Below are 22,067 nucleotides of genomic sequence, written 5' to 3' on the forward strand. Positions count from 1 at the left end.
AAAACCGTGACGGTAACCTACGTTCGGCGAAAGGGGAGCCCGGCCTACAGCGGGTTGAGAATGCGCTGCAGGAACTGCCGGGTGCGGTCTTCCTTCGGGTTCTCGAGCACCTCGGCGGGTGTCCCCTGCTCGAGGATGACGCCCTGGTCGGTGAACAGCACCTGGTTGGAAACCTGCCTGGCGAACTGGATTTCGTGCGTCACGATCACCAGCGTCCACCCCTCCACCGCGAGGTCCTTGATCACCGACAGCACCTCGCCGACGAGTTCGGGGTCCAGCGCCGAGGTGGGCTCGTCGAACAGCACCACCTTCGGCTTGAGCGCGAGCGCCCGCGCGATGCCGACGCGCTGCTGCTGGCCACCCGAGAGCTGGAACGGGTACTGGTCGCGCTTCTCGGCAAGCCCGACCTGTTGGAGCAGTTCGAGTGCCTCGGCCTCGGCCTGCTCCTTGGGGTGCTTCTGGACGAACACCGGTCCCTCGGTCACGTTTTGCAGGACGGTCTTGTGGGGGAACAGGTTGTGGCTCTGGAACACGAACCCGCTCTGGGCCCGATAGCGGCGCAGGCGGTCCTTGGGCACGGGCTGGGAGAAGTCGATCTCCTCCTCCCCGACGCGGATGACGCCCGAGTCCGGCACGTCGAGCGCGTTGAGCGCGCGCAGCAGCGTGGTCTTGCCGGAGCCGGACGGCCCGATGATCGCGGTGGCCGTGCCGCGCGCGACGCGGAACGACACGCCCTTGAGCACCTTGTTGTCGCCGAAGGCCTTCTCGATGCCGTCGGCGGTGACCCGGTACTCGGGTCCGCTCTCGGCTGCCGTGCTGTCGCCGGGCTCGGTCATCGCGCCACGTACCTTTCGAGTCGGTGTTCGAGGCGATTCTGACCGAACGATAGGGCCAGGCAGATCACCCAGTAGTACACGGCCGCAGTGCCGTAGAGAGCGAAGAACTCGAACGTCGGCGCCGCGATGATCTGCGCCTGCCGCAACAGCTCGGTCACCAGGATCGTTGACGCCAACGACGTGTCCTTCACCAGCGAGATCAGCGTGTTGGACAGCGGTGGCACGGCGACGCGGGCGGCCTGCGGAAGGATGATGCGCCGCAGCGCTCCCACGTAGTTCAGCCCGATGGTCTCGGCTGCCTCCCACTGGCCCTTCGGGATGCTCTGGATCGCCGAGCGGATGATCTCGGCCGCGTAGCCGCCGACGTTGAGGCTGAACGCGATGACCGCCGCGGGGAACGGGTCGATCTTCACCCCGAATTCCGGCAGCGCGAAGAACACGATGAACAGCTGCACCAGCAGCGGGGTGCCGCGGATGATCGAGATGTAGAACCGGGCCACGTTGCTCAGCACCACGTTCGACGACAACCGCGCCAGCGCCACCCCGAGCGCGATCACCAGGCCGATGACGAAGCTGATGATGGTCAGCGGGATCGTCATCGTCAATGCCGCCTTGGCCAGCGGCCACAGGTTGTCCAGCACCAGTTGCCATGCCGAGCGGACCTGCGGCACGTCCTGGGGATCCTCGCCGCTCTGCTGCGCGCCGGCGGCGGTGCCGGTCGCGTCGGTCTTGAGGTAGCGCTGCGAAATCTCGGTCAGTGTGCCCGATGCCCGCAGTTCGTCGAGGGCGCCGTCGAGTTCGGGCAGCAGGCCGCTGTCCTTGCGCGCGGCGAAGCCCTGCTCGCTGCGCTCGCCGGTCTCGGCGGCGATCTTCACCGACTGGTCACCGGTCTCGGCGAGGTAGGCGTACACGGCGATGCTGTCGTTCACAGTGGCGTCGATGCGGCCCTGGTTGAGCAGGGTGATCGCCTGCGCGAAACCCTCTACGGCCTCGACGTTGGCGCCGGCGTCGCGGGCGACCTGCGCCCAGTTGCTGGTGGTCGACTGGGCGGTCGTCTTGCCCTTGAGGTCGGCCAGCGAGGTGATCGAGTCGTCGTCGGCTCTGGTGACGATCACGCCCTCGCCGACCGAATACGGTCTGGACAGGTCGTACTTCGCCTGGCGTTCCGGGGTGATCGTGACTTCGTTGGCAACGACGTCGAAGCGGTTCGCCTCGAGCGCGGCGAAGATCGAGTCCCACGGCGTCTCGACGAACTCGACTGGCACGCCGAGTTTCTCGCCGACCGCCTTGGCGACGTCGACGTCGTATCCGGTCAGTTCTCCGGTTGCCGGGTCGTGGTAGCTGAACGGCGAGTAGGTGCCCTCGGTGCCGACCCGCAGGACTCCTGCCGACCGGATCGGCGTGGACGCCGGTGCTCCGGTCGCGTCGGCCTTGAGGTACTTCTTCGAGATCTCGGTCAGCGTGCCGTCGGCGCGGAGTTCGCCGAGTGCGCCGTCGAGTTCGGGCAGCATGCCGCTGTCCTTGCGCGCGGCGAAGCCCTGCTCGCTCTTCTCGCCGACGGTGCCGGAGATCTTGACCGACTTATCGCCCGTCTCCGCGAGGTAGGCGTAGACGGCGATGCTGTCGTTGATGACGACGTCGACCCGGCCCTGGTTGAGCAGCGTGATGGCCTGGGTGAACCCCTCGACGGCCTCGACCCGGGCACCGGCGTTGCGGGCGACCTCCGACCAGTTGCTGGTCGCGTTCTCGGCGGCGGTCTTGCCCTTGACGTCGGCGAGGCTCTTGATCGAGTCGTCGTTCGCGCGAGTGACGATGACGCCCTCGCCGACGGTGTACGGCTGCGACAGGTCGTACTTGGCCTGGCGCTCGGCGTTGATGGTCACCTGGTTGGCGACGACGTCGAAGCGGTTGGCCTCCAGGGCGGCGAACATCGAATCCCATGGCGTCTCCACGAACTCGACCCGCACGCCCAGCTTCTCGCCGACGGCCTTCGCGACGTCGACGTCGTAGCCGACGAGTTCGCCGGTCGCGGGATCGTGGTAGCTGAACGGTGCGTAGACGCCCTCGGTGCCGACGCGCAGAACGCCTGCCGACTTGATCGGGTCGCCGCCGGCGTCGTCGGACGACCCGCATGCGGCCGCACCCAGGACGACGGCCGCGACGAGGAAGATCGCGAGCAGTGCCCGGCGAATGATGGTTGTCACGGGCGGACGGTAGCAATGCTCGCCCGATTCGCGAAGGGTTCTGCTCACCCGGCCCGATATACCCACGGCTCGCGCGGCAACCGTGCCGGGTCGAATTCGGCAAGCATGCCGGCCACGGTGGTCGCGGTGTAGCCCAGCGAGTCGGTGATCAGGGCCAGCGCGCGGTCGGCCCCGATCTCGCCGAGCGTCACCGCGCCGTCCCGCTTGGCCAGCCGCTTGCCCTCGGCGTTGAGGACCAGGGGAACGTGGGCGTACGTCGGCGTCGGCAGCCCCAGCAGCGTGCAGAGGTACGCCTGCCGCGGGGACGAGGGCAGCAGATCGTCACCGCGCACCACCTGGTCGACGGCATGTGCGGCGTCGTCGACGACGACGGCGAGGTTGTAGGCGAACACGCCGTCACCGCGGCGCAACACGAAGTCGTCGACGACACCGGTGTACTCGCCGTGCAGCACGTCGGTCACCGTGTAGGCGTCGACCGACGAGCGCAGCCGCAGCGCAGGCGGGCGGCCCGACGACGCGGCCCGCTCCGCCCGCTCGGCGACGGTGAGGTCGCGGCAGGTGCCGGGGTAGGCACCCTCGGGAGCATGCGGTGCGCGTGGGGCGGCGAGGATGTCCCTTCTGCTGCAGAAGCATTCGAAGACCAGGCCGCGCGAGGCCAGCTCGTCGACGGCTGCCTGGTACCGGGCGGCGTGCGCGGTCTGGTACTCGGGCGGCTCGTCCCACGTCAGCCCCATCGCGGCGAGGTCGGCGAGTTGCCGCGTCGCGACCTCGGGGAAGGTCCGGTCGTCGAGGTCCTCGACCCTGACCAGGAACCGGCGGCCGGTCCGTCGGGCGAACAGCCAAGCCAGCACGGCGGTGCGCAGATTGCCCACGTGCAGGTCGGCCGACGGGCTGGGGGCGAACCTGCCTGCGGGGTCGGGCGCCATGCCCGCAATCTAGTCGCCTGCTAGGCGGACGCCGACGACGACAGCCGCTCCCTGGCCTGGGCCACGCAGTCCGCCCACTTCCCGCCGCTCACGTGGACGGCCGTCTCGCCCGCAAAGGCGCTGGAGATCACCAGATCCGGCTTCAACGTGGCCAACGTGCGCAGGCTGTCGGCCAGGGTCGCGGCGTCGCTGATCGGCGGGATGTACCCGGCCGTCCAGACGCCGTCGTCGCCGAGGAAGATCGTGTCGCCGGTGAACAGGTAGGTCTGGCCGTATGCCCCGGGCACCAGGTAGCAGGTGCTGCCCGGCGTGTGCCCCGGGGTGGGGATCACCTCGATGCCACACGAGTCGACGTGACGCGTGGACAGCGGCACGTCGACGTGGGCATGCGCGCCGATCTCGTCGAGTTCGGCTGCGGGAGCGTGCAATCGGGCACCGAACCGGGCTGCCAGGCGTGCCAGCATCGGGCCTGCCTCGTCGCGGTGGGAGAGGTACTGGTGGCTGACGCCGCCGAGTGCTTCGATGCCGTCGAAGTCGTCTTCGGTTGCGGTGCCGTAGAACAGCACGTTGCCGGTGGGACCGCCGGTCCACAGGTAGGCGTGCGTGGTCAGGCCGGGGAAGGGGTTGTCGATCCGGGTCTCCCACAGATCTGCGCGTATCGGTTTCATGCCCTCACCCTGCAACCTCAACTGCGGTCGAGGTCAACTGGCCTTGATCTGCGACTCCTGGCTCTGCAGGGCGACGGTCGCCGTGTCGACCGAGGACTGCACGCCGATACCGCGCCCCTGCACCGTGACGGCGAGTCGGGTCCGGTCGCCGCGGAACAGGTCGCGGGAGAACTCGCACGGCGTCCCGTGCTGGTCGTAGGTGATGCGGGTGATGAGCAGCAGTGCCGAGCGCGGCTTGATGCCCAGCAGCGTGGCCTCCTCGGCCGTGGCATTCACCGCCTCGATCCGCTCGTCGGCCCGCGCGGTCACCAAACCGTAACGCTCCTCCAGGATTTCGTAGATCGAGCCACCCAGTTGCTGTTCGAGCAGGCCGGGGAACGCGTCGGCGGGAAACTGTGCGAGTTCGAGCGAGATCGGCGAACCGTCGGCCAGTCGGACCCGCTGGATCTCGACGACGAAGTCGTCGGCGCCGACGCGCAGTGCCTGCTGGGTGGCGCGTTCGGGCGCGGTGATCTTCGTGGACAACACCCTGGTGCCTGCCACGTACCCCTGGTTGGCCAGGAACGCCGGTACCCCGACCACGTCGGAGAGGCTGCGCTGCACCTGGGCGTGGCTGACGAAGATCCCGCCCGCCCGGCCGATGACGCGATCGACCAGCCCAGCCTCCTCCAGCGCGGCGAGCACCTGCCGCAGGCTCGACCGGCTGGTGCCGTAGCGGTCGGCCAGTTCGCGTTCGCTGCCGAGCTTGGTGCCCGGCTGCCCGGCGTTGATGTCGGCAACGATCCGGCGCCGCAGTTGTTCGGTTGGCGTCGGCACCGAACCCCCTCCCGAACGATTTGGTACGACCAATTCTAGGGGATGGGTACCCATCCACGGGGCAACTACATCTCGGCGAGTGCTTCGGCGGACTCCGGCAGGATCTGCCCGCCGTCGACGATCAGCGTCTGACCCGTGACGTACGAGGCCTCGTCGGTGGCGAAGAACAGTGCGGCGTTGCCGATGTCGGCCGCGCTGCCGAGTCGGCCCGCGGGGATGGACTTGGCCATTTGGTCCATGTATTCCTGGCCATTTCCGATCAGGCCCTCGGTGACGATGTTGCCGGGCAGCACCGCGTTCACCGTGATCTTCTTGGGCGCCAGCTCCATTGCTGCGGTGCGCAGGAAACCGAGTTGTGCGGCCTTGCTGGCACCGTAGTGCGACCAGCCGGGGTAGCCGGTGACGGGCCCGGTGATCGACGACGTCACGATGACGCGGCCGTGGCCGCTGGCGGTGAGCGCCTCCATCGCCGCCTGCACGATGTACACGGTGCCCTTGAAGTTGACGCCGAGTACTTGTTCGAGGTCGTCGGGCGTCAGGTCCTCCAGCCGCCCGAACGGGAAGATGCCGGCGTTGGCGCAGACGATGTCGAGCCCACCGTGCCGCTCCACGGCGGTCGCGACCACACGGCGACAGTCCTCGGGGCTCGCGACGTCGGCGGACATGCCGCTGACCGCGCCGGGCTTGCCCGCGAGGGCATCGACGCGGGAGTCGACGTCGGCCTGATTGCGGCCGGTGAGCACGACGTTGATGCCCGCGTCGGCGAACGTCTCGGCGATGCCCCGCCCGATTCCCTTGCTGCCGCCGGTGACGACGGCGGTACGGCCTTGCAGTGAGGTGAACATTGGGGTGCCTTTCGGTGGGGCGAGGGAAGCGACGGGGGATGTATCGATTTCGTGGCGGGTTGGGTCAGGCCAGGCGTTGGCCGTTGAAGGTGAGGTACCGCTCGGCGAGGGCGCAGCTGCCCTCGGCGTAGGTGATCGACATGGCCTGCGACTCACGCGAATGGCTGTGCGAGCCCATCCACGCCAGTAGCAGCAGCCTGCGTAGCAGCACGAAGCTCGGGAGCATCGCCTCGTCCGATGATGCCAGTGGGCGCCGCGACCGGTAGCCCGACACCCACGCCTCCTGCCACTCGGGCACGGCGGGGTCGTCCTCGAAGAAGGACACGGCGGTGCCGAAGTCGTAGAAGTACCAACCGAATCCGCAGTCGTCGAAGTCGATCACGGTGATGGTGTCACCGTCGACGAGCAGGTTGGCCAGGCGCAGGTCGGCGTGGACGAGGCCGAACGTGTCCGGGCCCGTCCCGTAGTCGGCCAGCCGCTGCTCGAGCAGTTGCGCCGCACGCCCGAGCGTGACGGCCTCGGACTCGCCGACGCCGACGGCGTCCTGCCAGCGGCCCCAGCGCGGGGTGTCGCCGAGGCTGTGCCGCCAGTCCCAGGAGAACCTGCCGAAGCCCTGCGGACGCGTCCACGACCGCGAATGGTCGTGCAGCGATGCGGTGATGCAGCCCAGCGTGTGGAAGTCGTGGACCGTCAGTGTCTCCTCGTCGGGCTCGACGCCTGCCACCATGTCGAAGTGCACGACGTGGCGGGCGGTGCCGTCGTGCTCGACCGTCACGACGCGCTGCCCGTCGCGAGTGGGCAGCACCGTGGGGACGGTGACGTCGCTGTCCCGCCGCAGCGCCTCGAGCCAGTCGAGTTCGGACTCGATCTCGTGGCGCCGGTGGTAGTCCTTACGGTGCACCCGCAGGATCGACTTGTCCCCGGTGGTCGCGTCCTCGACTGCGTACGTGGCGTTCTCGGACAGGTTGAGCAGTCGCAGCCGCGACTCGGGCGAGATGTCGTAGGACGCCAAGGCCAGTTCGGCGACCTCGACGTCGTCGGCCACGAAGGTCGCCTCGGGTCGCGGGTCGTCCATCTCGGGTGCGTCCATCAGTGGTCCCGTCCTTCGATGCCGGCCAACACCTCCGTGATGCGGTCCCTGGCCGCGGTGACGTCGCCGGTGCTTCCGCCGATGTACAGCCTGCCCGCCGCACCGATCATCTGCACGTCGACGAGGGTGAGGCCCGGGGCGACCCGTTCGGCCTCGTTCGCCGCGACCGCCGCGAACAGCGCGGGCGTCATCTCGTAGACCAGCAGCGACTGGCCGGGCAGCACCATGGACGCCTGCCGGGTGCGGTTGATGATCACCGCGTGCTGATCGGTGATGTCCTCGATGATGTCGTGGTAGAGCACTCGCGGGCGCAGTTGATCGGCAGCCGCGTTGCCCGTGCCCGCCAGGATCGCCTCACCTGCCCGACGCACGTCGGACAGATCGGCGGAGTGGATCTCCAGCACGCCGAATTGCCGTTCCACGTAGAGGATTCCGGGTGAGATGCCGGGGACCTCCCGCAGAGCGAGGTCGATCACCCGCTCGATCGCCAGGGCGGGGGACACCTCGACGATCAGTGCGTGATCACCGGCGTACGGCGGATACCCGCGGGCCCGGGTCGGAGTCCCGAGGTAAGCGGCGAACTGCTGCTGGAGATCCTCGACCAACAGGTACACGCGGATGTCGGTCCGCGTCCCCGTGCCGGTCGCGGTGTCGATCGCGGCCATCGAGCGGGACTACTGGGCTGCGAGGGAGAAGTGCGCGCCGAGTTCGCTGTGGGGGCGCGGGATGACGTGCACGCTGATGAGTTCGCCCACCTGCGCGGCGGATTCGGCACCTGCCTCGGTGGCCGCCTTGACCGCACCCACCTCGCCGGTGACGATGACGGCGACCAGGCCGTCGCCCACCTGCTGGCGGTCGGTGATGGTCACGTTCGCTGCCTTGACCATTGCATCGGCGGCGGCGAGTGCCGCGACGTAGCCCTTGGTCTCGATCATTCCGATCGCGTTGCTGGCCATGGTGTTTCTCCTTCGTGGTGGTGGTTACTTGGTGGAATCGGGGTCGATGGAACCGATGATCAGGGCGTCGACCGGAGGTGGTGTGCCGGTGAACCAGCCGGCCGCCACCGAGCCCTGGGCCACCAGGACCTGTTCGCCGACGCCGCTGCCCAGGACGTCGAACGCGATGAGGCGGGATCCGGCGCCGTCGACCTCGACCTCGAGGAAGGCGCCGGGAGGTACGCCCTCGATGCGGCGGGTCGACCAGACCTGGCCGGTGACGGTTCCCCGGATCATCGTGGCTCCTCGGTGATCATGTGCGCTCCTTCTGAATGGTGATGCCGAGCGCGCGGGCACGTTCCCGCGCGAGCGGGGTGAGCACGGCCCGCGGCCCGAGCACCAGCGTGGCGCCGCTGTCGGCGATCTCGGCGACGTGCCGTTCGGTGACGGCGCCGCGCTCGATCCGGTGGGTCGACCCGCCGGAGCCCCGGTGCGTGCCCGCCAGGCGGAAGTCGAGCCTGCCGTTGCGCAGATCGGCTCGCGTCTTGGGGTTCTCGAACAGACGCAGCAGCGTCCGCACGAAGGCGTCGAGATCGGCGTCCGAGCCGATCCGCACTGTCTCGGTGCGGCGGCGTTCGTCGGCGGCCAGCGGGCCCGTCGGAACGGGCCCGACCGGTGCCGGGGCAGAGGTGCCGACCGGCGTCGGCGCCGTGGGCGGTGGTGCGGAGTTCGGCGCCTGCGGCGACAGGTCGCGGACGGCGTCGCGCACGACCTCCCTGACCAGGAGGCGCAGTTGCTCGCGGTCGAAGGACGTCACGACCCGCTCCGTCGCAGCGCGTCCTCGGCTGCGGCGGCCGCCTGCCGGACGTCGGCCTCGGTGCCGGACAGGTAGACCCGGCCGGTCGCACCGATCATCCGGAAGTCGACGACCTTCACGTCGGCTGCCTTCTCGGCCTCGTTGGTGGCGAGGATCGCGTACGACGCGGGGGCCACCTCCAGGACGTAGAGCGATTCGCCGGCCAGGACCATCGACCCGATCTTGTTGCGGTTGATCAGGAATGCGTGCTGTCGGTCGACGCTGGAGATGATCCGCGAGGCCAGGATCGTCGGGGACGTGGCCGAGTCGGCACTGCCGCCCAGTTCGTCGAGGGCCGCATCGGCGGCGGCCTTGACCGATCCCGTCTCGCCGTGGAACTCCAGGTAGCCGAACTGGCGCTCCACCACGAGCACGCCTGCCATGACGTCGGCGTGCTTGAGGGCGACGTCGGTGACGCCCTCGATGTCCAGACCCGGTGCCACCTCGATGATCTGGGCCGCCATGTCGGCGCGGGGCAGGGCACCCTTGATCCAGGTGCCGAGGTACGACATCGTCTGCGGCTGCAGCCTGTCGATGAAGATGAACGAACGCAGTTCAGCCACGGGTCACCTCTTGATCAGTTGAGCGAGTTCTTCGACGACCAACGCGCGCAGTTCGGCTCGCAGCGCCTCGATCCCCGGATCGTTGGACCGGGCACCGGCCGGACGGGCGTCGCGACGGACCGGTTGCGGCACGGCGCCAGAGTCGTTGGAAGCCAGGGGGTATGCGGGAACCGGACCTGCGGGCGCCCGCCACGGCGAGATGCCCGAGAAGCTCGGCATCACCACGCCGGCGTCGGCGTTGTAGGCGATCCGGGTGTGGTTGACGAGGTGGTGCGGCTGCAGGTTCTCGCCGATCGAGCTGCGTCCGACGAAACCCGTGCCGATCGTCATCGACGGCGCGAGGTTCGTGTCCAGGCCCGAGCTTCCGGTGCTGTTGCCGACGTTGACCGACACCCGCAGCACCGGCACCTGCGCGGCGTAGTCGGTGATGACGCGCGGGTCCTCGCTGTGGATCGCCGCCGAGTGCCCGGCTCCGGCGATCCTGACCACGGCGCGGGCGGCGCGGATGCCGCGATCGGGGCCCACCACGGTCGTCATGCCGAGGACGGGGCAGAGCTTCTCGTGGGTGAGCACCTCCTCGCCGACGACGTCGGTGAAGGGCGCGACCAGCAGCCGGGTCTTCGGCGTCACGCGCAGGCCGAACTGCTCGGCGATCCACGCCGCCGAGCGGCCCACCACGTCGGTGTTGAGCTTCCCGCCGGGGAACATGAACTGGCGCAACCGATGCGCGCCGTCCTCGTCGAGGATGTGCGCGCCGTTGCGGGTGAGTGCCGCACTGAGCTTGCCTGCGACCGCCTCCTCGACGATCAGCACGGATTCGTTGGTGCACAGCACCGAGTTGTCGAAGGCCTTGCTGTCGACGATGCGACGGGCCGCGGCTTCGACGTCGGCACTGGCGTCGACGAAGACCGGCACGTTGCCCGGCCCGACCCCGAGTGCCGGATTGCCCGACGAGTACGCCGCACGCACGACGCCGGTGCCGCCGGTGGCGACGATGACGTCGGTGCGCTCGTCGGCCATCAGGGCTTCGACGAGGGGTATGGACGGCTCCTCGACCACCGACACGATGCCGTCGGGGGCGCCGGCGTTCACCGCGGCCTCGGCCAGCACGTGCACCGCGTCGACGGAGCACTGCCGGGCGCGGGGGTGAGGTGCCACGACGACCGCATTGCGGGTCATCAGGGCGAGGATCACCTTGAAGTAGATCGTCGAAACCGGGTTGGTGGTCGGCGTCAGCGCGAGCACAACGCCTGCGGGACGGGGGATCTCGACGATCTTGCGGGCGTGGTCGATGGTGGGGGAGACGAAGTCCTCGCCGCGGTAGTACTCGACGATCCCGCGCGAGCAGGCGCGGTTCTTCAGCACCTTGTCGGCGACGACGCCCATCCCGGTCTCGGTGACCGCGGCGGCGGCGAAGCGTTCGGACTCGGCGTAGGCGGCGTCGGCGACTGCCGTCACGATCGCGGTCACCGCCGTCTGGTCGTACTCGGCGTATGCGCCCGCAGCCCAGCGTGCACGCTCGAGCAGGTGGCTCACCGCAGGCATGGTGCTCACGACTTCCTCCGTCCAGTGGCTGAATTGCCCGCCGAGTCGCGCGCCGCGCCGACCGCCACGTCCACGCGATCCAGGACGTCCTCGCACAGGTCACGGCTGAGTAGCAGGCCCGGCTTGAACTGCAGCACACGGGGATCGAGCGTGGAGAAGATCGCCCACACCCCGCGCTCGTACAGTTCGCGCATCACGAACTTGGCGCCCTCCGGGTGGTCGAACTCGAGTCCGATCACCACGCCGTTCTGGCGGATGCCGATGAACCAGTCCGGGTAGTCGGCCTGAATGCGGGCCAACCCCTTGGCGAAGACGTCGGCGATGTAGTGCACCGACGACCGCACCTCGGGCCTGCCGCTGATCTCGAGGGTCTTGATCGCAGCGACGCAGCCGAGTTCGGCGCCGCCGAAGGTGGAGATGTGGCCGAACCCGTCCTGGTCGAGCCATTGGGCGGCGCGGTCGCCGAGCATCGCCGCGGTGATCGGGTACATGCCGCCCGAGAGGCCCTTGCCCGCGACCATGATGTCCGGTTCGATGCCGTGCTTGGTGATGGCCCACATCTCGCCGGTGCGCATCAGGCCCGTCTGGACCTCGTCGGCGATGTAGAGCGCGTCGTAGCGCACGCAGAGGTCCTTGACCGCCTCGAGGTAGCCCGGCGGCGGCAGGGGGAAGCCGTACGTCGCGGGGATGGTCTCCATGATCACGGCGGCGACGTCGCGGCCGCGCACGGCCTGTTCCATCGCGTCCACGTCACCGAACGGCACCTGGATGAACTCGTCGGGCTGATCGGAGAGGAAGAGTTTCGCGAACCGATCGTCGCCGGTGGCGACCGCGAGACCGGTGTGCCCGTGATAGGCCTTGACGATCGAGACGATCTTGCGGCGCTGGGTGGCGTGGCGGGCACTCTTGAGCGCGATGTCGATGGCCTCGCCACCGCCGGAGCCGAAGGCCACCTTGCTGATCGACGCAGGCGCGGACTCGACGAGTCGCTGCGCCAGCGCGGTGCGGGCGACCGACGGGAAGTGGTGATTGCCGACGTCGAAGTGCGCCATGCCGTCGACGAGTGCTTGCATCACCTCGGGGTTGCGGTGGCCCAGGTTGTAGGTGCCACCGTTGAGGTGCATGTCGATGAGCCGGCGACCGCTCATGTCCCAGAGGAAGTAGCCCTCCCGGCGGTCGATGACCAGATCGACCCCGGCGTCGGTCCAGAACTGCGTCTTGTCCGGGTTCCAGAACGTCTTCGCCCGTTCCAACACCTGGGTCTTGGACTCGAACGAGAATGTGCCGTAGTCGTACACGAGACTCCTGTGGTGAGTTCGTCGGGCTGCGTCGGACTCACCCTAAAATGGTCGGACCATTTATGTCAATGGATACCATTGACCGAAAAAAGGTCGCCGTTCCGGTTGCGGAGTCTATTTGGTAGTGCCAATATACGTTGGTCGGTTGTGGGATGGGCCACACCAGAGCCATGCCCGACTCCTACCGTTCACTGGGAAGGCATCCGAAAGACATGACCGATCAAGTCGTTTCGCGCGACGAAAACACGGGTGACTCCGTCCAGCGGCTCAAGCGGAACGCCGTCGGAACCCTCGGGGTCATCTTCATGGCGGTCGCCACGGCCGCGCCCATCACCGCAATGGTCGGCAACGTTCCGATTGCCGTCGGCTTCGGAAATGGTTCGCACGCGCCGGCGGGCTACATCGTCGCGACCGTCGTGCTCGGACTGTTCGCCATCGGCTACGCGACCATGGCCAAGCACATCACCACGACCGGTGCGTTCTACGGCTACATCTCCCACGGCCTCGGCCGCGTGGTCGGCATGGCCAGCGGCCTGCTGATCACGATGGCCTACATCGTGTTCGAGGCCTCGCTGATCGGCATCTTCTCGTTCTTCTTCAAGAACTTCCTGTCGTCGCAGTTCGGCGTGGAGATCCACTGGATCATCCCCGCGCTGCTGATGCTGGTGCTGAACGCGATCCTCACCTACTTCGACGTGAACCTGACCGCCAAGGTGCTCGGCGTCTTCCTGGTCACCGAGATCGTCATGCTGTCGCTCGGTGCCATCGCGGTGCTGGTCAAGGGCGGCGGGCCCGACGGCTTCGCCATCGCCGAGACGCTCAACCCCATCGGGGCGTTCACCCCGGCCGCCATCGCGGGCGCCAGCGCCGGCCTCGGCCTGTTCTTCGCGTTCTGGTCGTGGGTCGGCTTCGAGTCGACCGCCATGTACGGCGAGGAGTCCAAGGACCCGAAGCGAATCATCCCCCGCGCGACCATGATCGCCGTCCTGGGCGTCGGCCTCTTCTACGTGTTCGTGTCGTGGATGGCGATCGCGGGCACCGGCCCGCAGCAGTCCATCGAACTCGCCCAGAGTGCGGACACCTCCTCGGAGATCTTCTTTGGCCCGGTCCGCGACACCTACGGCGAGTGGGCCATCACGCTGTTCAACATCCTGCTCGTGACCGGTTCGTTCGCCTGCGGCATGGCCTTCCACAACTGCGCGTCGCGCTACCTGTACGCACTCGGACGCGAGGGACTGTCCAAGGGCCTGCAGAAGACGCTCGGCGCAACGCATCCCACCCACGGGTCGCCGCACATCGCATCGTTCGTCCAGAGCGGCATCACGCTGGTGCTGATCCTGGCGTTCTTCGTCGCGGGCATGGATCCGTACGTGCACATGTACACGCTGCTGGCGATCCTCGGCACCATGGCCATCCTGATCGTCCAGTCGCTGTGCGCCTTCGCGGTGATCGCGTACTTCCACTTCCACAAGAACCACCCGTCCAGTGCGCACTGGTTCAAGACGTTCCTCGCGCCACTGCTCGGTGGCGTCGGCATGCTGTACGTCGTGTACCTGCTGTGGGAGCACAAGGAGTCCGCGGCAGGCGCGGCATCGGGGACGCTGCTGTTCAAGCTGACGCCGTGGATCGTGGTCGGCCTGTTCGTATTCGGTGCGGGAATGTCGCTGTACTTCAAGCTGCGTGACCCGCGGCGCTACGACCTGATCGGCCGGGTCGTGTTCGAGGACAACGAAATCCGCGACTGATCGTCGTCGATCAGGGAAGGGGTTCGCCGTGAGCGAGTTGGGCCGCATGAAGGTGCTCAACGCCAAACCGGTCAACCTCGACGGGTTCAGCGTCGCCGACGCCGACCTCGGCCTGATCGCGATGCGCAGTCCCCAAGACCCCTCCCCGTCGCTGCTGGTGCGCGACGGGGAGGTGCTTGAACTCGACGGCAAGTCCGTCGCCGAGTTCGACGTGATCGACGAGTTCATCGCCCGCTACGGCATCGATCTCGCGGTCGCGGACGAGGCGATGGCACTCGACGACGCCGTGCTGGCCCGCATGGCCGTCGACGTCAACGTGCCGCGGGCGGAGGTGGTGCGGCTGATCGGCGGCACCACCCCCGCCAAACTCGCGAGGGTCGTGGCACTGCTGAGCCCCGTCGAGATGCAGATGGCGATGACCAAGCTGCGCGCGAGGCGTACCCCGAGCAACCAGGCGCACGTCACCAACCAGCTCGACGACCCGCTCCTCATCGCCGCCGACGCCGCGAGCGCGGTGGCCTACGGCTTCCGCGAGGTCGAGACCACCGTGCCCGTGCTCGGTGACGCACCGTCGAACGCCGTGGCGCTGCTGATCGGCAGCCAGGTCGGGACGCCAGGGGCGATGGCGCAGTGCTCCATCGAAGAAGCGCTCGAACTGCGCCTCGGGCTGCGCGGGCTCACCAGCTATGCCGAGACCATCTCGATCTACGGCACCGAGCAGGTGTTCGTCGACGGTGACGACACCCCGTTCAGCAAGGCCATCCTGACGTCTGCCTACGCCTCCCGGGGCCTCAAGATGCGCGTCACCAGCGGCGGTGGCGCCGAAGTGCTGATGGGCGCGGCCGAGCGGTGCTCGATCCTCTACCTCGAGTCGCGGTGCGTGTCATTGGCGCGGGCGCTGGGTTCCCAGGGCGTGCAGAACGGCGGCATCGACGGCGTCGGCGTGGTGGCATCGGTGCCCGAGGGCATGAAGGAACTGCTCGCCGAGAACCTCATGGTCATGATGCGCGACCTCGAGTCGTGCGCGGGCAACGACAACTTGATCTCCGAATCCGACATCCGGCGCAGTGCCCACACGCTGCCCGTGCTGCTGGCCGGTGCCGACTTCGTCTTCTCCGGATTCGGGTCGATCCCGCGCTACGACAACGCCTTCGCGCTGTCCAACTTCAACTCCGACGACATGGACGACTTCCTGGTCCTGCAGCGCGACTGGGGCGCCGACGGCGGCCTGCGCACCGTTTCGGCCGACCACCTCGAGGCGGTACGTCGCCGCGCGGCGCAGGCCGTGCAGGCCGTCTACCGCGACCTGGGGCTCGCCGACTACGACGACGACCGCGTCGAGGAGGTGGTGTTCGCCAACGGGTCCCGCGACCTGCCGCCCGGGCACCCGAAGATCGTGGCCGAGGCGGCCGCGTCCATCGAGGCCCGGCAGTTGACGGTCTTCGACGTGATCGCCGCGCTGCACCGCACCGGGTTCGGCGACGAGGCCCAGGCGATCACGCGGCTCACCGAGGAGCGGCTGCGCGGTGACCAGCTGCAGACCTCGGCGATCTTCGACGACGAGTTCCGCGTGCTGTCCAAGCTGACCGACCCCAACGACTACGCGGGCCCGGGAACCGGTTACGCGCCGACTGCACACCGGCAATCGGAGATCGACGGGATCCGGCAGGCTCGGACGTCCTCGGAGCTGACCGCCGACCAGGCCGAGCACTACGGGCACGTGATCGTCACCGACGTCGAGCCTGCGCGGCAGGGCAGCGACCCACGCGAGGTGTGCATCGGCCTGTCGCCGGCCTGGGGCCGCAGCGTCTGGCTCACGCTGTGCGGACTGACCGTCGGCGAGGTGCTCCGGCAGATCTCGGCCGGTCTCGAGGAGGAGGGGTGCGTGCCCCGGCTGGTGCGGGTGCGCTCCACCATCGACGTCGGACTCATCGGGCTGACCGCCGCGCGACTGTCCGGGTCGGGCATCGGGATCGGGTTGCAAGGCAAGGGCACGTCGCTGATCCACCGGCGCGACCTGGCGCCGCTGGCCAACCTCGAACTGTTCAGCGTGGCACCGCTGTTGACCGCGGGCATGTACCGAGATCTCGGCAAGAACGCGGCCCGCCACGCCAAGGGGATGGCGCCCGTGCCGATCTTCACCGGCGGCACCGACGAGTCGATCTCGGCGCGGTACCACGCGCGCGCCGTCGCGCTGGTGTCCCTCGAACGCCAAGCGTGCGAGCCCGGCGAACCACCCGTCACCGTCGAGGTGCGTCGGCCATGAGCGGCGAACGCGTCGACATCACCGTCGAGAACGCCGTCGACGGCAAGCTCGGCCTGTCGGACCTGCGGATGGACCCGGCCGTCCTGGCGCACCAGGCCGCGGTCGCCGAGGAGGGCGGCAATCCGCAGCTTGCCGAGAACTTCCTGCGCGCAGCTGAACTCGCAACCATCGACGACGAAGACGTCATGGCGCTCTACGAGGCGCTGCGCCCGTACCGGTCGACGGCAGGCCAGCTCGACGAGCTGCGGGCGTCCCTGGAGGCGCGGGGCGCGACCCGCTGCGCGGCACTGGTCGAACAGGCCGCGACGGTGTACGCCCGGCGCGGCCTGTTGCGTTGACCGTGCTGGCCGGCATCGACGTCGGCAACCACACCACCGAGATCGTCCTCGCCCGCGTCACTGACGGATCGGTGACACCGCTCGCACACGGCCAGGCGCCGACGCGCGGGCGCAAGGGGTCGCAGGACTCGCTGCATGGCGCCGCAGCGCTGCTGCACAGGATCGAAGTCGACGCGGACATCGCCGCCGACGAACTGGTGCTCTCGGCGTTGCGCCCCGTCGACACCTCGACCGCGCCGCTGCCACCGGCCACCTCACCACGGGCGCCGGTGCGGAGCCTGCGTCGACCGGACGCCAGCACCCCGGCCGGCGCGGGGTACGGGGTGGGCAGGCACGTGCCGCTGGCCGCGCTCGCCGACGACGCGACCGACGGCCCGATCGTCGTAACCGTGGACGCGACAACGGACTTCGAGGACGCGGCCCGCGCGATCACCGACGCGGTGGGACGTGGCAGGCGCGTGGTCGGAGTCGTCGTCGCCCAGGACGACGCCGTGCTGATCCGCAACCGCATCCCGGTCGACGTCCCCGTCGTCGACGAAGCCGACGTGGACGTGCCCGCCGGTGCGCTGATCGCCGTCGAAGTGGTCGAGGAGGGCCGCTCCTACCGGGCGATGGCCGATCCGATCGCGCTGTCGGCCGCGCTCGGCGTCGAGCACGGCGCGATCCACGACGTCGCGGAGTTCTGCCGCGAACTGGCCGACGCCTCGGCCATCGCCGTCACCCTTCGCACTGAGCCGCCACCGCAGCCCGCCGTCGACGACGACTACGTCGACTGCCTGGTCGACGGAGAGGTGGTGCGCTACACCCCGGCCCAGGCGCACGCGGTCCTGCGCCTGGCACCCCCGGGCTGCGTGACGCACATCAGGCTGCGCGCCGTACCGACCGCCGAACACGGCATCGCGGTCTCCGACGCCTTCTTCACCGACCTCGCGACGATCGACGACGGCGCCTGGCTGCGCCGCGGCGTGGCCGACGCGCGCGGCACCGTCGTCGCGATGCTCGCCGCCGACGAGGTGTCCGACGCGGCGGTCACAGTCGCCGAACTGACCGGTAGGCCGGCCCGTACCCTCGCGACCGAGCCGGAGGCCGCGGCCTGGGGTGCCCGCACCACGCCGGGCCTACCGCCGGACTCGGTGGTGTGCGACATCGGCGGCGGCACCATCGATCTCGTCGGCAGGGGCGGCACGGTCGTCGCCGCGGGAGCGGGGGAGACCATCACGGTCGCCGTCGCCCGGGTGCTCGGTATCCCGCGCGCGCTCGCCGAGCAGGTGAAGCGAACGCCTGCGATCCGGGTGGAGGGCCCGCACGTCGCGCACGAGGAGGATGGGCGTCGTGTGTTCCTCGACTCGCCCGCGGCGTCGGAGGCGATCGGCAGGCTCTGCACCCGCGGCAGCGCGGGCCTCGTGCCGTTCTCCAACCGGCTGGCCGCCGAGGAGTGGCGCAGCCTGCGGTTGGCGATCAAGCGGCAGACGATCGCCGCGAACATCGCCCGGTGCCTACGGGCGTTCGACACCCCGCCGACGGCGCTGGTGCTCGCCGGCGGTGGCGCAATGGACGACGAATTGCTGCGTGCGGTCGCCGAGGCGTTGCGCAGCGTGCCGATCGCGGTGGGCCGCGCCGACGTCGACGGCGTGCACGGTCCCCGCTACGCCGTGGCAAGCGGGTTGGTGCACCTTTACGCCAGTCACGCCGGCTTGTCGCCCGGCTCCCGTCCCAGCAGGTCGCGCACCGCGCGTCGCGGCCCGTAGGGGCGCAGCATCTGACTGGCAGGCCTGGTGCGGACGATCTGCGGCCACCAGAACCAGCGGCCGAGCAGCGTCGAGATGGCGGGCGTCATGAACGATCGCACGATTAACGTGTCGAACAGCAGCCCGAGGCCGATGGTGGTGCCGATCTGCCCGAGCACCACCAGATTGCTGAAGATGAACGACGACATGGTCGCGGCGAACACCAGCCCGGCCGCCGTGACGACCCCGCCCGTTCCGGCCATGGCGCGGATGGTGCCGGTCTTCAGGCCGGCGCCCACTTCCTCCTGGAACCGGGAGATCAGCAGCAGGTTGTAGTCGGCGCCGACCGCGAGCAGCAGGATGATGCCCAGCGGAACGACGATCCAGTACAACGGGATGCCGAAGATGTACTGCCACACCAGTACCGATAGTCCGATCGACGCACCGAGCGATAGCGCGACGGTCCCCACGATGACCAACGCGGCGACGATGCTCTTGGTGATGAACATCATGATGAGCAGGATCAGCGCCAACGCCGCCAGGGCGCAGATGATCAGGTCGTACTTCGCGCCATCCTGAATGTCCTTGTAGGAGGACGCGGTACCGGCCACGTAGATGCTGGCATCGGACAGCGGCGTCGCCTTGATCGCGTCGAACGCGGAGTTCTTGATGGCGTCGATGTGCGAGATGCCCTCGGGTGTCGCCGGATTGCCCTCATGGGTGATCGTCATGCGGGCCGCCTTGCCGTCCGGCGACAGGAACAGCTTGAGGCCACGCTTGAAGTCGGGGTTGTCGAACGCCTCCGGCGGCAGGTAGAACGAGTCGTCGTTCTTGGCGGCGTCGAAGGCTTGACCCATCGCCGTCGCGTTCTGCAAGGCCTCCTCCGACTGCGCGTCGGTGCCTGCCGTGGTTGCGTAATTCGACTGCAGCAACTCGCGATTGGTTTCCTGCACGGCGATCTGCGGCGGGATCAACGCGACGAGCTGGGGTTGCAGGGCGTTGAGCTTGTCCAGGCTCGCAGTGATCTGGGTGAACTTGTCGCTCAGTGCGTTGATGCCGTCGAGCGTGTCGAACACCGACCGCAGCGCCGCGCACGACGGGATGTCGTAGCAGTGCGGTTCCCAGTAGAAGTAGTTTCGAATGGGCCGGAAGAAGTCGTCGAAGTTCGCGATGTTGTCCCGCACTTCGTTGACCACTTCGACGGTCTCGTGGAACGCCCGCACCTGTTCGTCGGTCGCAGCAGCGCTGGCCTGCTGCAACGCCAGCTGCTTCTCCAGGATGTCGATCGACGTCGACGTCGCGTCGACCTGCTTGAGGATGTCGCGAGCCCGTGCCTGCTGGTAACTCAGGTTCATGATCTGGCTGGCACTGGTGGCGCTGATCTGAAACGGTATGGAACTGTGCGTGATCGGCGTCCCGAGTGGTCGCGTGATCGACTGCACCAGTGACACTCCGGGGGTGTGCAGCACGGCCTTCGCGATGCGTTCGAGGATCAGCATGTCGGCGGGATTGCGCATGTCGTGGTCGGTCTCGACCATCAGCAGTTCGGGGTTGAGCCGCGCCTCGGAGAAGTGCCGTTCGGCGGCGGCGTAGCCCACGTTGGCCGGGGCGTAGGCAGGCAGGTAGGGCCGTGCGTCGTAGCTGGTCTTGTAGCCGGGGAGGGCGAGCAGCCCGATCGCGGCCAGCGCGAGCGTCACAACGAGCACCGGCCCGGGCCACCGGACGATCACCGTTCCGATGCGCCGCCAGCCCCTGGTCCGCACGATGCGCTTGGGTTCCAGTAGGCCGAAGTGGCTGGCGATCACCAGCACTGCCGGACCGAGGGTGAGCGCGGCCGCCAGTGTCACGAGCACGCCGAGGGCCGCGGGCAGCCCCAGGGTCTGGAAGTAGGGCAATCGGGTGAAACTCAGGCAGTACACCGCACCGGCGATGGTGAGTCCCGATCCGACGATCACGTGGACGGTGCCGCGAAACATCGTGTAGAACGCCGCTTCTCGGTCCTCGCCTACCGAGCGTGCTTCGTGGTACCGGCCGACGACGAAGATGGCGTAGTCGGTACCCGCTGCGATCGCGAGCAGCGTCAGCAGGTTGGTGGAGTAGGTCGACAGGCCGATGAAACCGGAGTCGGCGAGAAAGGCGACCACGCCACGCGCCGCGGCCAGCTCCACCGCGACGGCGACCAGCATGATGAGCATCGTCACCACCGAGCGGTAGACGAACAGCAGCATCACGGCGATCACCAGGAACGTGATCGCGGTGACCTGATTCGTGCCCTCGTTGCCGACCTCGAAGTTGTCGGTGATCAGGGGTGAGGCGCCGGTGACGTAGGCCTTGACCCCCGGCGGCGGCGGCACGCTGGCGACGATGTCGCGGATCGAGTCGACGGACTCGTTGGCCAGCGCTTCGCCCTGATTGCCTGCGAGGTACACCTGCACCAGGGCGGCCTTGCCGTCCTTGCTCTGCGAGCCGCCTGCGGTCAGCGGGTCGCCCCAGAAGTCCTGGATGTGCTGGACGTGTTTGGTGTCCTCGCCGAGTTTGTCGACCAGGACGTCGGAGAACGCGTGCGCGTCGGCGCCCAGCGGCTGATCGCCCTCGAGCACGATCATCGCGGCGCTGTCCGAGTCGAATTCCTCGAAGACCTGACCGATGTGCCGCATCGCCTTGATGGACGGCGAATCCGGCGCGTTCAGCCCGACCGAGCGGGCCTCTCCGACCACCTCCAACTGCGGGGCGACGACGTTCGTCAGCGCGGCGATCGCCACCCAGATCAGCAGGATGGGAACGGCGAAGCGCCGGATGTTGCGGGCGACCCGGGACTGCCGGACCTCCTCGACGGCGTGTGCGCTCACGCGGACTTGTCCAGGCAGGCGATGTAGCCGTTCACGTTGTCGGTGGACCTTTCGTCCTTGACGATGCCGTTGACGGTGATGCGGCATCCGATGGGCTGGGCGTCGCCCTGGGCGCGGAGGTCGGCGAACAACGTCGGGTCAGTGGTGGTCAACGTGGTCGACCAGGGCAGCGGCGTGTCGTCGACGCGCTGGGGCTGGGCGTCCTTGTCCAGGTAGTTGATGGTGGCGAGCGTGCCGGGTGGGCCGAACACCTCGAACAGCACCTGCTTGGGGTTGAAGTCGGGGTTCTCCAGCGAGTCGGCGCTCGGCCGCGAGACGACGTCGTTGGAGCCGAAGATGCCGTTCAACCGGTAGACCGCGAACGACGTGATCGCCACGACCACGACGGCCACGATCACAGCCCACCGGCGCCTGACGACGCCACCGACCGACACCCGCTTCACGTGGTCGCCTTTCAACGGTTATCGATACACCTTCGTGGCGACGACTCCAGTCGCAGCACTGCGGCGCGAGATCGACCAACGAGCGGAACGGTACGGTACGGGACTGGTGTCGGCAAG

The 22,067-nt window shown here is 68.5% G+C and carries 20 protein-coding genes; 4 read left to right on the top strand and 16 right to left on the bottom strand.

The window, feature by feature from the left end; translation table 11 throughout:
* Window positions 1–44: 44 nt before the first annotated feature.
* The 14 genes from G6N61_RS22045 to G6N61_RS22110 form a co-directional block, all read right to left on the bottom strand.
* Window positions 45–836: an amino acid ABC transporter ATP-binding protein gene (locus tag G6N61_RS22045; protein WP_163921068.1), complete on the bottom strand. Its 792-nt coding sequence runs from the start codon at window positions 834–836 to the stop codon at window positions 45–47.
* Complete coding sequence (locus G6N61_RS22050; RefSeq protein WP_407666499.1) at window positions 833–3,031, bottom strand: ABC transporter permease subunit; 2,199 nt, start codon at window positions 3,029–3,031, stop codon at window positions 833–835. Before G6N61_RS22050 ends, G6N61_RS22045 begins: the two co-directional genes overlap by 4 nt.
* A gap of 53 nt (window positions 3,032–3,084) precedes the next feature.
* The gene (gene gluQRS / locus G6N61_RS22055; RefSeq protein WP_163921070.1) at window positions 3,085–3,966 is read right to left on the bottom strand and encodes a tRNA glutamyl-Q(34) synthetase GluQRS; all 882 of its coding nucleotides are present in this window, start codon (window positions 3,964–3,966) and stop codon (window positions 3,085–3,087) included.
* A gap of 20 nt (window positions 3,967–3,986) precedes the next feature.
* On the bottom strand, window positions 3,987–4,634 hold the full coding sequence (locus G6N61_RS22060) for an MBL fold metallo-hydrolase (protein ID WP_163921072.1): 648 nt from the start codon (window positions 4,632–4,634) through the stop codon (window positions 3,987–3,989).
* A gap of 33 nt (window positions 4,635–4,667) precedes the next feature.
* Entirely contained in the window at window positions 4,668–5,450 is a 783-nt protein-coding gene (locus G6N61_RS22065; RefSeq protein ID WP_163921074.1) for a GntR family transcriptional regulator, read from the bottom strand.
* A gap of 65 nt (window positions 5,451–5,515) precedes the next feature.
* Entirely contained in the window at window positions 5,516–6,295 is a 780-nt protein-coding gene (gene fabG / locus G6N61_RS22070) for a 3-oxoacyl-ACP reductase FabG (protein WP_163921077.1), read from the bottom strand.
* A gap of 64 nt (window positions 6,296–6,359) precedes the next feature.
* Complete coding sequence (locus tag G6N61_RS22075; protein ID WP_235887249.1) at window positions 6,360–7,385, bottom strand: phosphotransferase enzyme family protein; 1,026 nt, start codon at window positions 7,383–7,385, stop codon at window positions 6,360–6,362.
* Complete coding sequence (locus G6N61_RS22080) at window positions 7,385–8,050, bottom strand: microcompartment protein (protein WP_163921079.1); 666 nt, start codon at window positions 8,048–8,050, stop codon at window positions 7,385–7,387. The genes G6N61_RS22075 and G6N61_RS22080 overlap by 1 nt, the downstream gene beginning before the upstream one ends.
* 9 nt (window positions 8,051–8,059) lie before the next feature.
* Window positions 8,060–8,341 carry a BMC domain-containing protein gene (locus G6N61_RS22085; RefSeq protein WP_163921081.1) on the bottom strand — a complete coding sequence of 94 codons (282 nt, stop codon included), beginning with the start codon at window positions 8,339–8,341 and terminating at the stop codon, window positions 8,060–8,062.
* A gap of 24 nt (window positions 8,342–8,365) precedes the next feature.
* Window positions 8,366–8,617 (bottom strand): EutN/CcmL family microcompartment protein, encoded by a 252-nt coding sequence (locus tag G6N61_RS22090; RefSeq protein WP_163921084.1) that lies wholly within the window; start codon window positions 8,615–8,617, stop codon window positions 8,366–8,368.
* Window positions 8,618–8,633: 16 nt separating this feature from the next.
* Window positions 8,634–9,137 carry a hypothetical protein gene (locus G6N61_RS22095; protein ID WP_163921086.1) on the bottom strand — a complete coding sequence of 168 codons (504 nt, stop codon included), beginning with the start codon at window positions 9,135–9,137 and terminating at the stop codon, window positions 8,634–8,636.
* Entirely contained in the window at window positions 9,134–9,739 is a 606-nt protein-coding gene (locus G6N61_RS22100) for a BMC domain-containing protein (RefSeq protein ID WP_163921088.1), read from the bottom strand. The genes G6N61_RS22095 and G6N61_RS22100 overlap by 4 nt, the downstream gene beginning before the upstream one ends.
* A 3-nt stretch (window positions 9,740–9,742) precedes the next feature.
* Window positions 9,743–11,284 carry an aldehyde dehydrogenase family protein gene (locus tag G6N61_RS22105; protein ID WP_163925015.1) on the bottom strand — a complete coding sequence of 514 codons (1,542 nt, stop codon included), beginning with the start codon at window positions 11,282–11,284 and terminating at the stop codon, window positions 9,743–9,745.
* Window positions 11,285–11,289: 5 nt separating this feature from the next.
* Window positions 11,290–12,582, bottom strand: coding sequence for a class-III pyridoxal-phosphate-dependent aminotransferase (locus tag G6N61_RS22110; RefSeq protein WP_163921090.1), 1,293 nt, complete (start codon window positions 12,580–12,582; stop codon window positions 11,290–11,292).
* Between the two features lie 212 nt (window positions 12,583–12,794).
* On the opposite strand from G6N61_RS22110, the gene G6N61_RS22115 reads away from it, so the two are divergent.
* From G6N61_RS22115 to G6N61_RS22130, 4 genes are read left to right on the top strand one after another with little or no spacing between them, the layout of a single operon-like run.
* Window positions 12,795–14,327: an APC family permease gene (locus tag G6N61_RS22115; RefSeq protein ID WP_163921092.1), complete on the top strand. Its 1,533-nt coding sequence runs from the start codon at window positions 12,795–12,797 to the stop codon at window positions 14,325–14,327.
* 46 nt (window positions 14,328–14,373) lie between these two features.
* Complete coding sequence (locus G6N61_RS22120) at window positions 14,374–16,593, top strand: propanediol/glycerol family dehydratase large subunit (protein WP_163925016.1); 2,220 nt, start codon at window positions 14,374–14,376, stop codon at window positions 16,591–16,593.
* Complete coding sequence (locus G6N61_RS22125; protein WP_163921095.1) at window positions 16,590–16,931, top strand: diol dehydratase small subunit; 342 nt, start codon at window positions 16,590–16,592, stop codon at window positions 16,929–16,931. Before G6N61_RS22120 ends, G6N61_RS22125 begins: the two co-directional genes overlap by 4 nt.
* Window positions 16,932–16,933: 2 nt before the next feature.
* Window positions 16,934–18,679, top strand: coding sequence for a diol dehydratase reactivase ATPase-like domain-containing protein (locus G6N61_RS22130; protein ID WP_163925017.1), 1,746 nt, complete (start codon window positions 16,934–16,936; stop codon window positions 18,677–18,679).
* Here G6N61_RS22130 and G6N61_RS22135 read toward each other — a convergent pair.
* Window positions 18,616–21,507, bottom strand: coding sequence for an MMPL/RND family transporter (locus tag G6N61_RS22135; RefSeq protein ID WP_235887250.1), 2,892 nt, complete (start codon window positions 21,505–21,507; stop codon window positions 18,616–18,618). The two genes, G6N61_RS22130 and G6N61_RS22135, sit on opposite strands and share 64 nt — an antisense overlap.
* Window positions 21,504–21,950, bottom strand: coding sequence for an MmpS family transport accessory protein (locus G6N61_RS22140; RefSeq protein WP_163921098.1), 447 nt, complete (start codon window positions 21,948–21,950; stop codon window positions 21,504–21,506). Before G6N61_RS22140 ends, G6N61_RS22135 begins: the two co-directional genes overlap by 4 nt.
* Window positions 21,951–22,067: the final 117 nt, after the last annotated feature.

The sequence above is a fragment of the Mycolicibacterium arabiense genome, from assembly GCF_010731815.2.
Taxonomy (GTDB): domain Bacteria; phylum Actinomycetota; class Actinomycetes; order Mycobacteriales; family Mycobacteriaceae; genus Mycobacterium; species Mycobacterium arabiense.

What these genes read in the sequence shown, in the direction of transcription:
- G6N61_RS22045 (WP_163921068.1), bottom strand. Translation starts at nt 836, where the DNA reads ATGACCGAGCCCGGCGACAGCACGGCAGCCGAGAGCGGACCCGAGTAC.
- gluQRS (WP_163921070.1), bottom strand. Translation starts at nt 3,966, where the DNA reads ATGGCGCCCGACCCCGCAGGCAGGTTCGCCCCCAGCCCGTCGGCCGAC.
- G6N61_RS22060 (WP_163921072.1), bottom strand. Translation starts at nt 4,634, where the DNA reads ATGAAACCGATACGCGCAGATCTGTGGGAGACCCGGATCGACAACCCC.
- fabG (WP_163921077.1), bottom strand. Translation starts at nt 6,295, where the DNA reads ATGTTCACCTCACTGCAAGGCCGTACCGCCGTCGTCACCGGCGGCAGC.
- G6N61_RS22075 (WP_235887249.1), bottom strand. Translation starts at nt 7,385, where the DNA reads ATGGACGCACCCGAGATGGACGACCCGCGACCCGAGGCGACCTTCGTG.
- G6N61_RS22080 (WP_163921079.1), bottom strand. Translation starts at nt 8,050, where the DNA reads ATGGCCGCGATCGACACCGCGACCGGCACGGGGACGCGGACCGACATC.
- G6N61_RS22085 (WP_163921081.1), bottom strand. Translation starts at nt 8,341, where the DNA reads ATGGCCAGCAACGCGATCGGAATGATCGAGACCAAGGGCTACGTCGCG.
- G6N61_RS22090 (WP_163921084.1), bottom strand. Translation starts at nt 8,617, where the DNA reads ATGATCCGGGGAACCGTCACCGGCCAGGTCTGGTCGACCCGCCGCATC.
- G6N61_RS22105 (WP_163925015.1), bottom strand. Translation starts at nt 11,284, where the DNA reads ATGCCTGCGGTGAGCCACCTGCTCGAGCGTGCACGCTGGGCTGCGGGC.
- G6N61_RS22115 (WP_163921092.1), top strand. Translation starts at nt 12,795, where the DNA reads ATGACCGATCAAGTCGTTTCGCGCGACGAAAACACGGGTGACTCCGTC.
- G6N61_RS22120 (WP_163925016.1), top strand. Translation starts at nt 14,374, where the DNA reads ATGAAGGTGCTCAACGCCAAACCGGTCAACCTCGACGGGTTCAGCGTC.
- G6N61_RS22125 (WP_163921095.1), top strand. Translation starts at nt 16,590, where the DNA reads ATGAGCGGCGAACGCGTCGACATCACCGTCGAGAACGCCGTCGACGGC.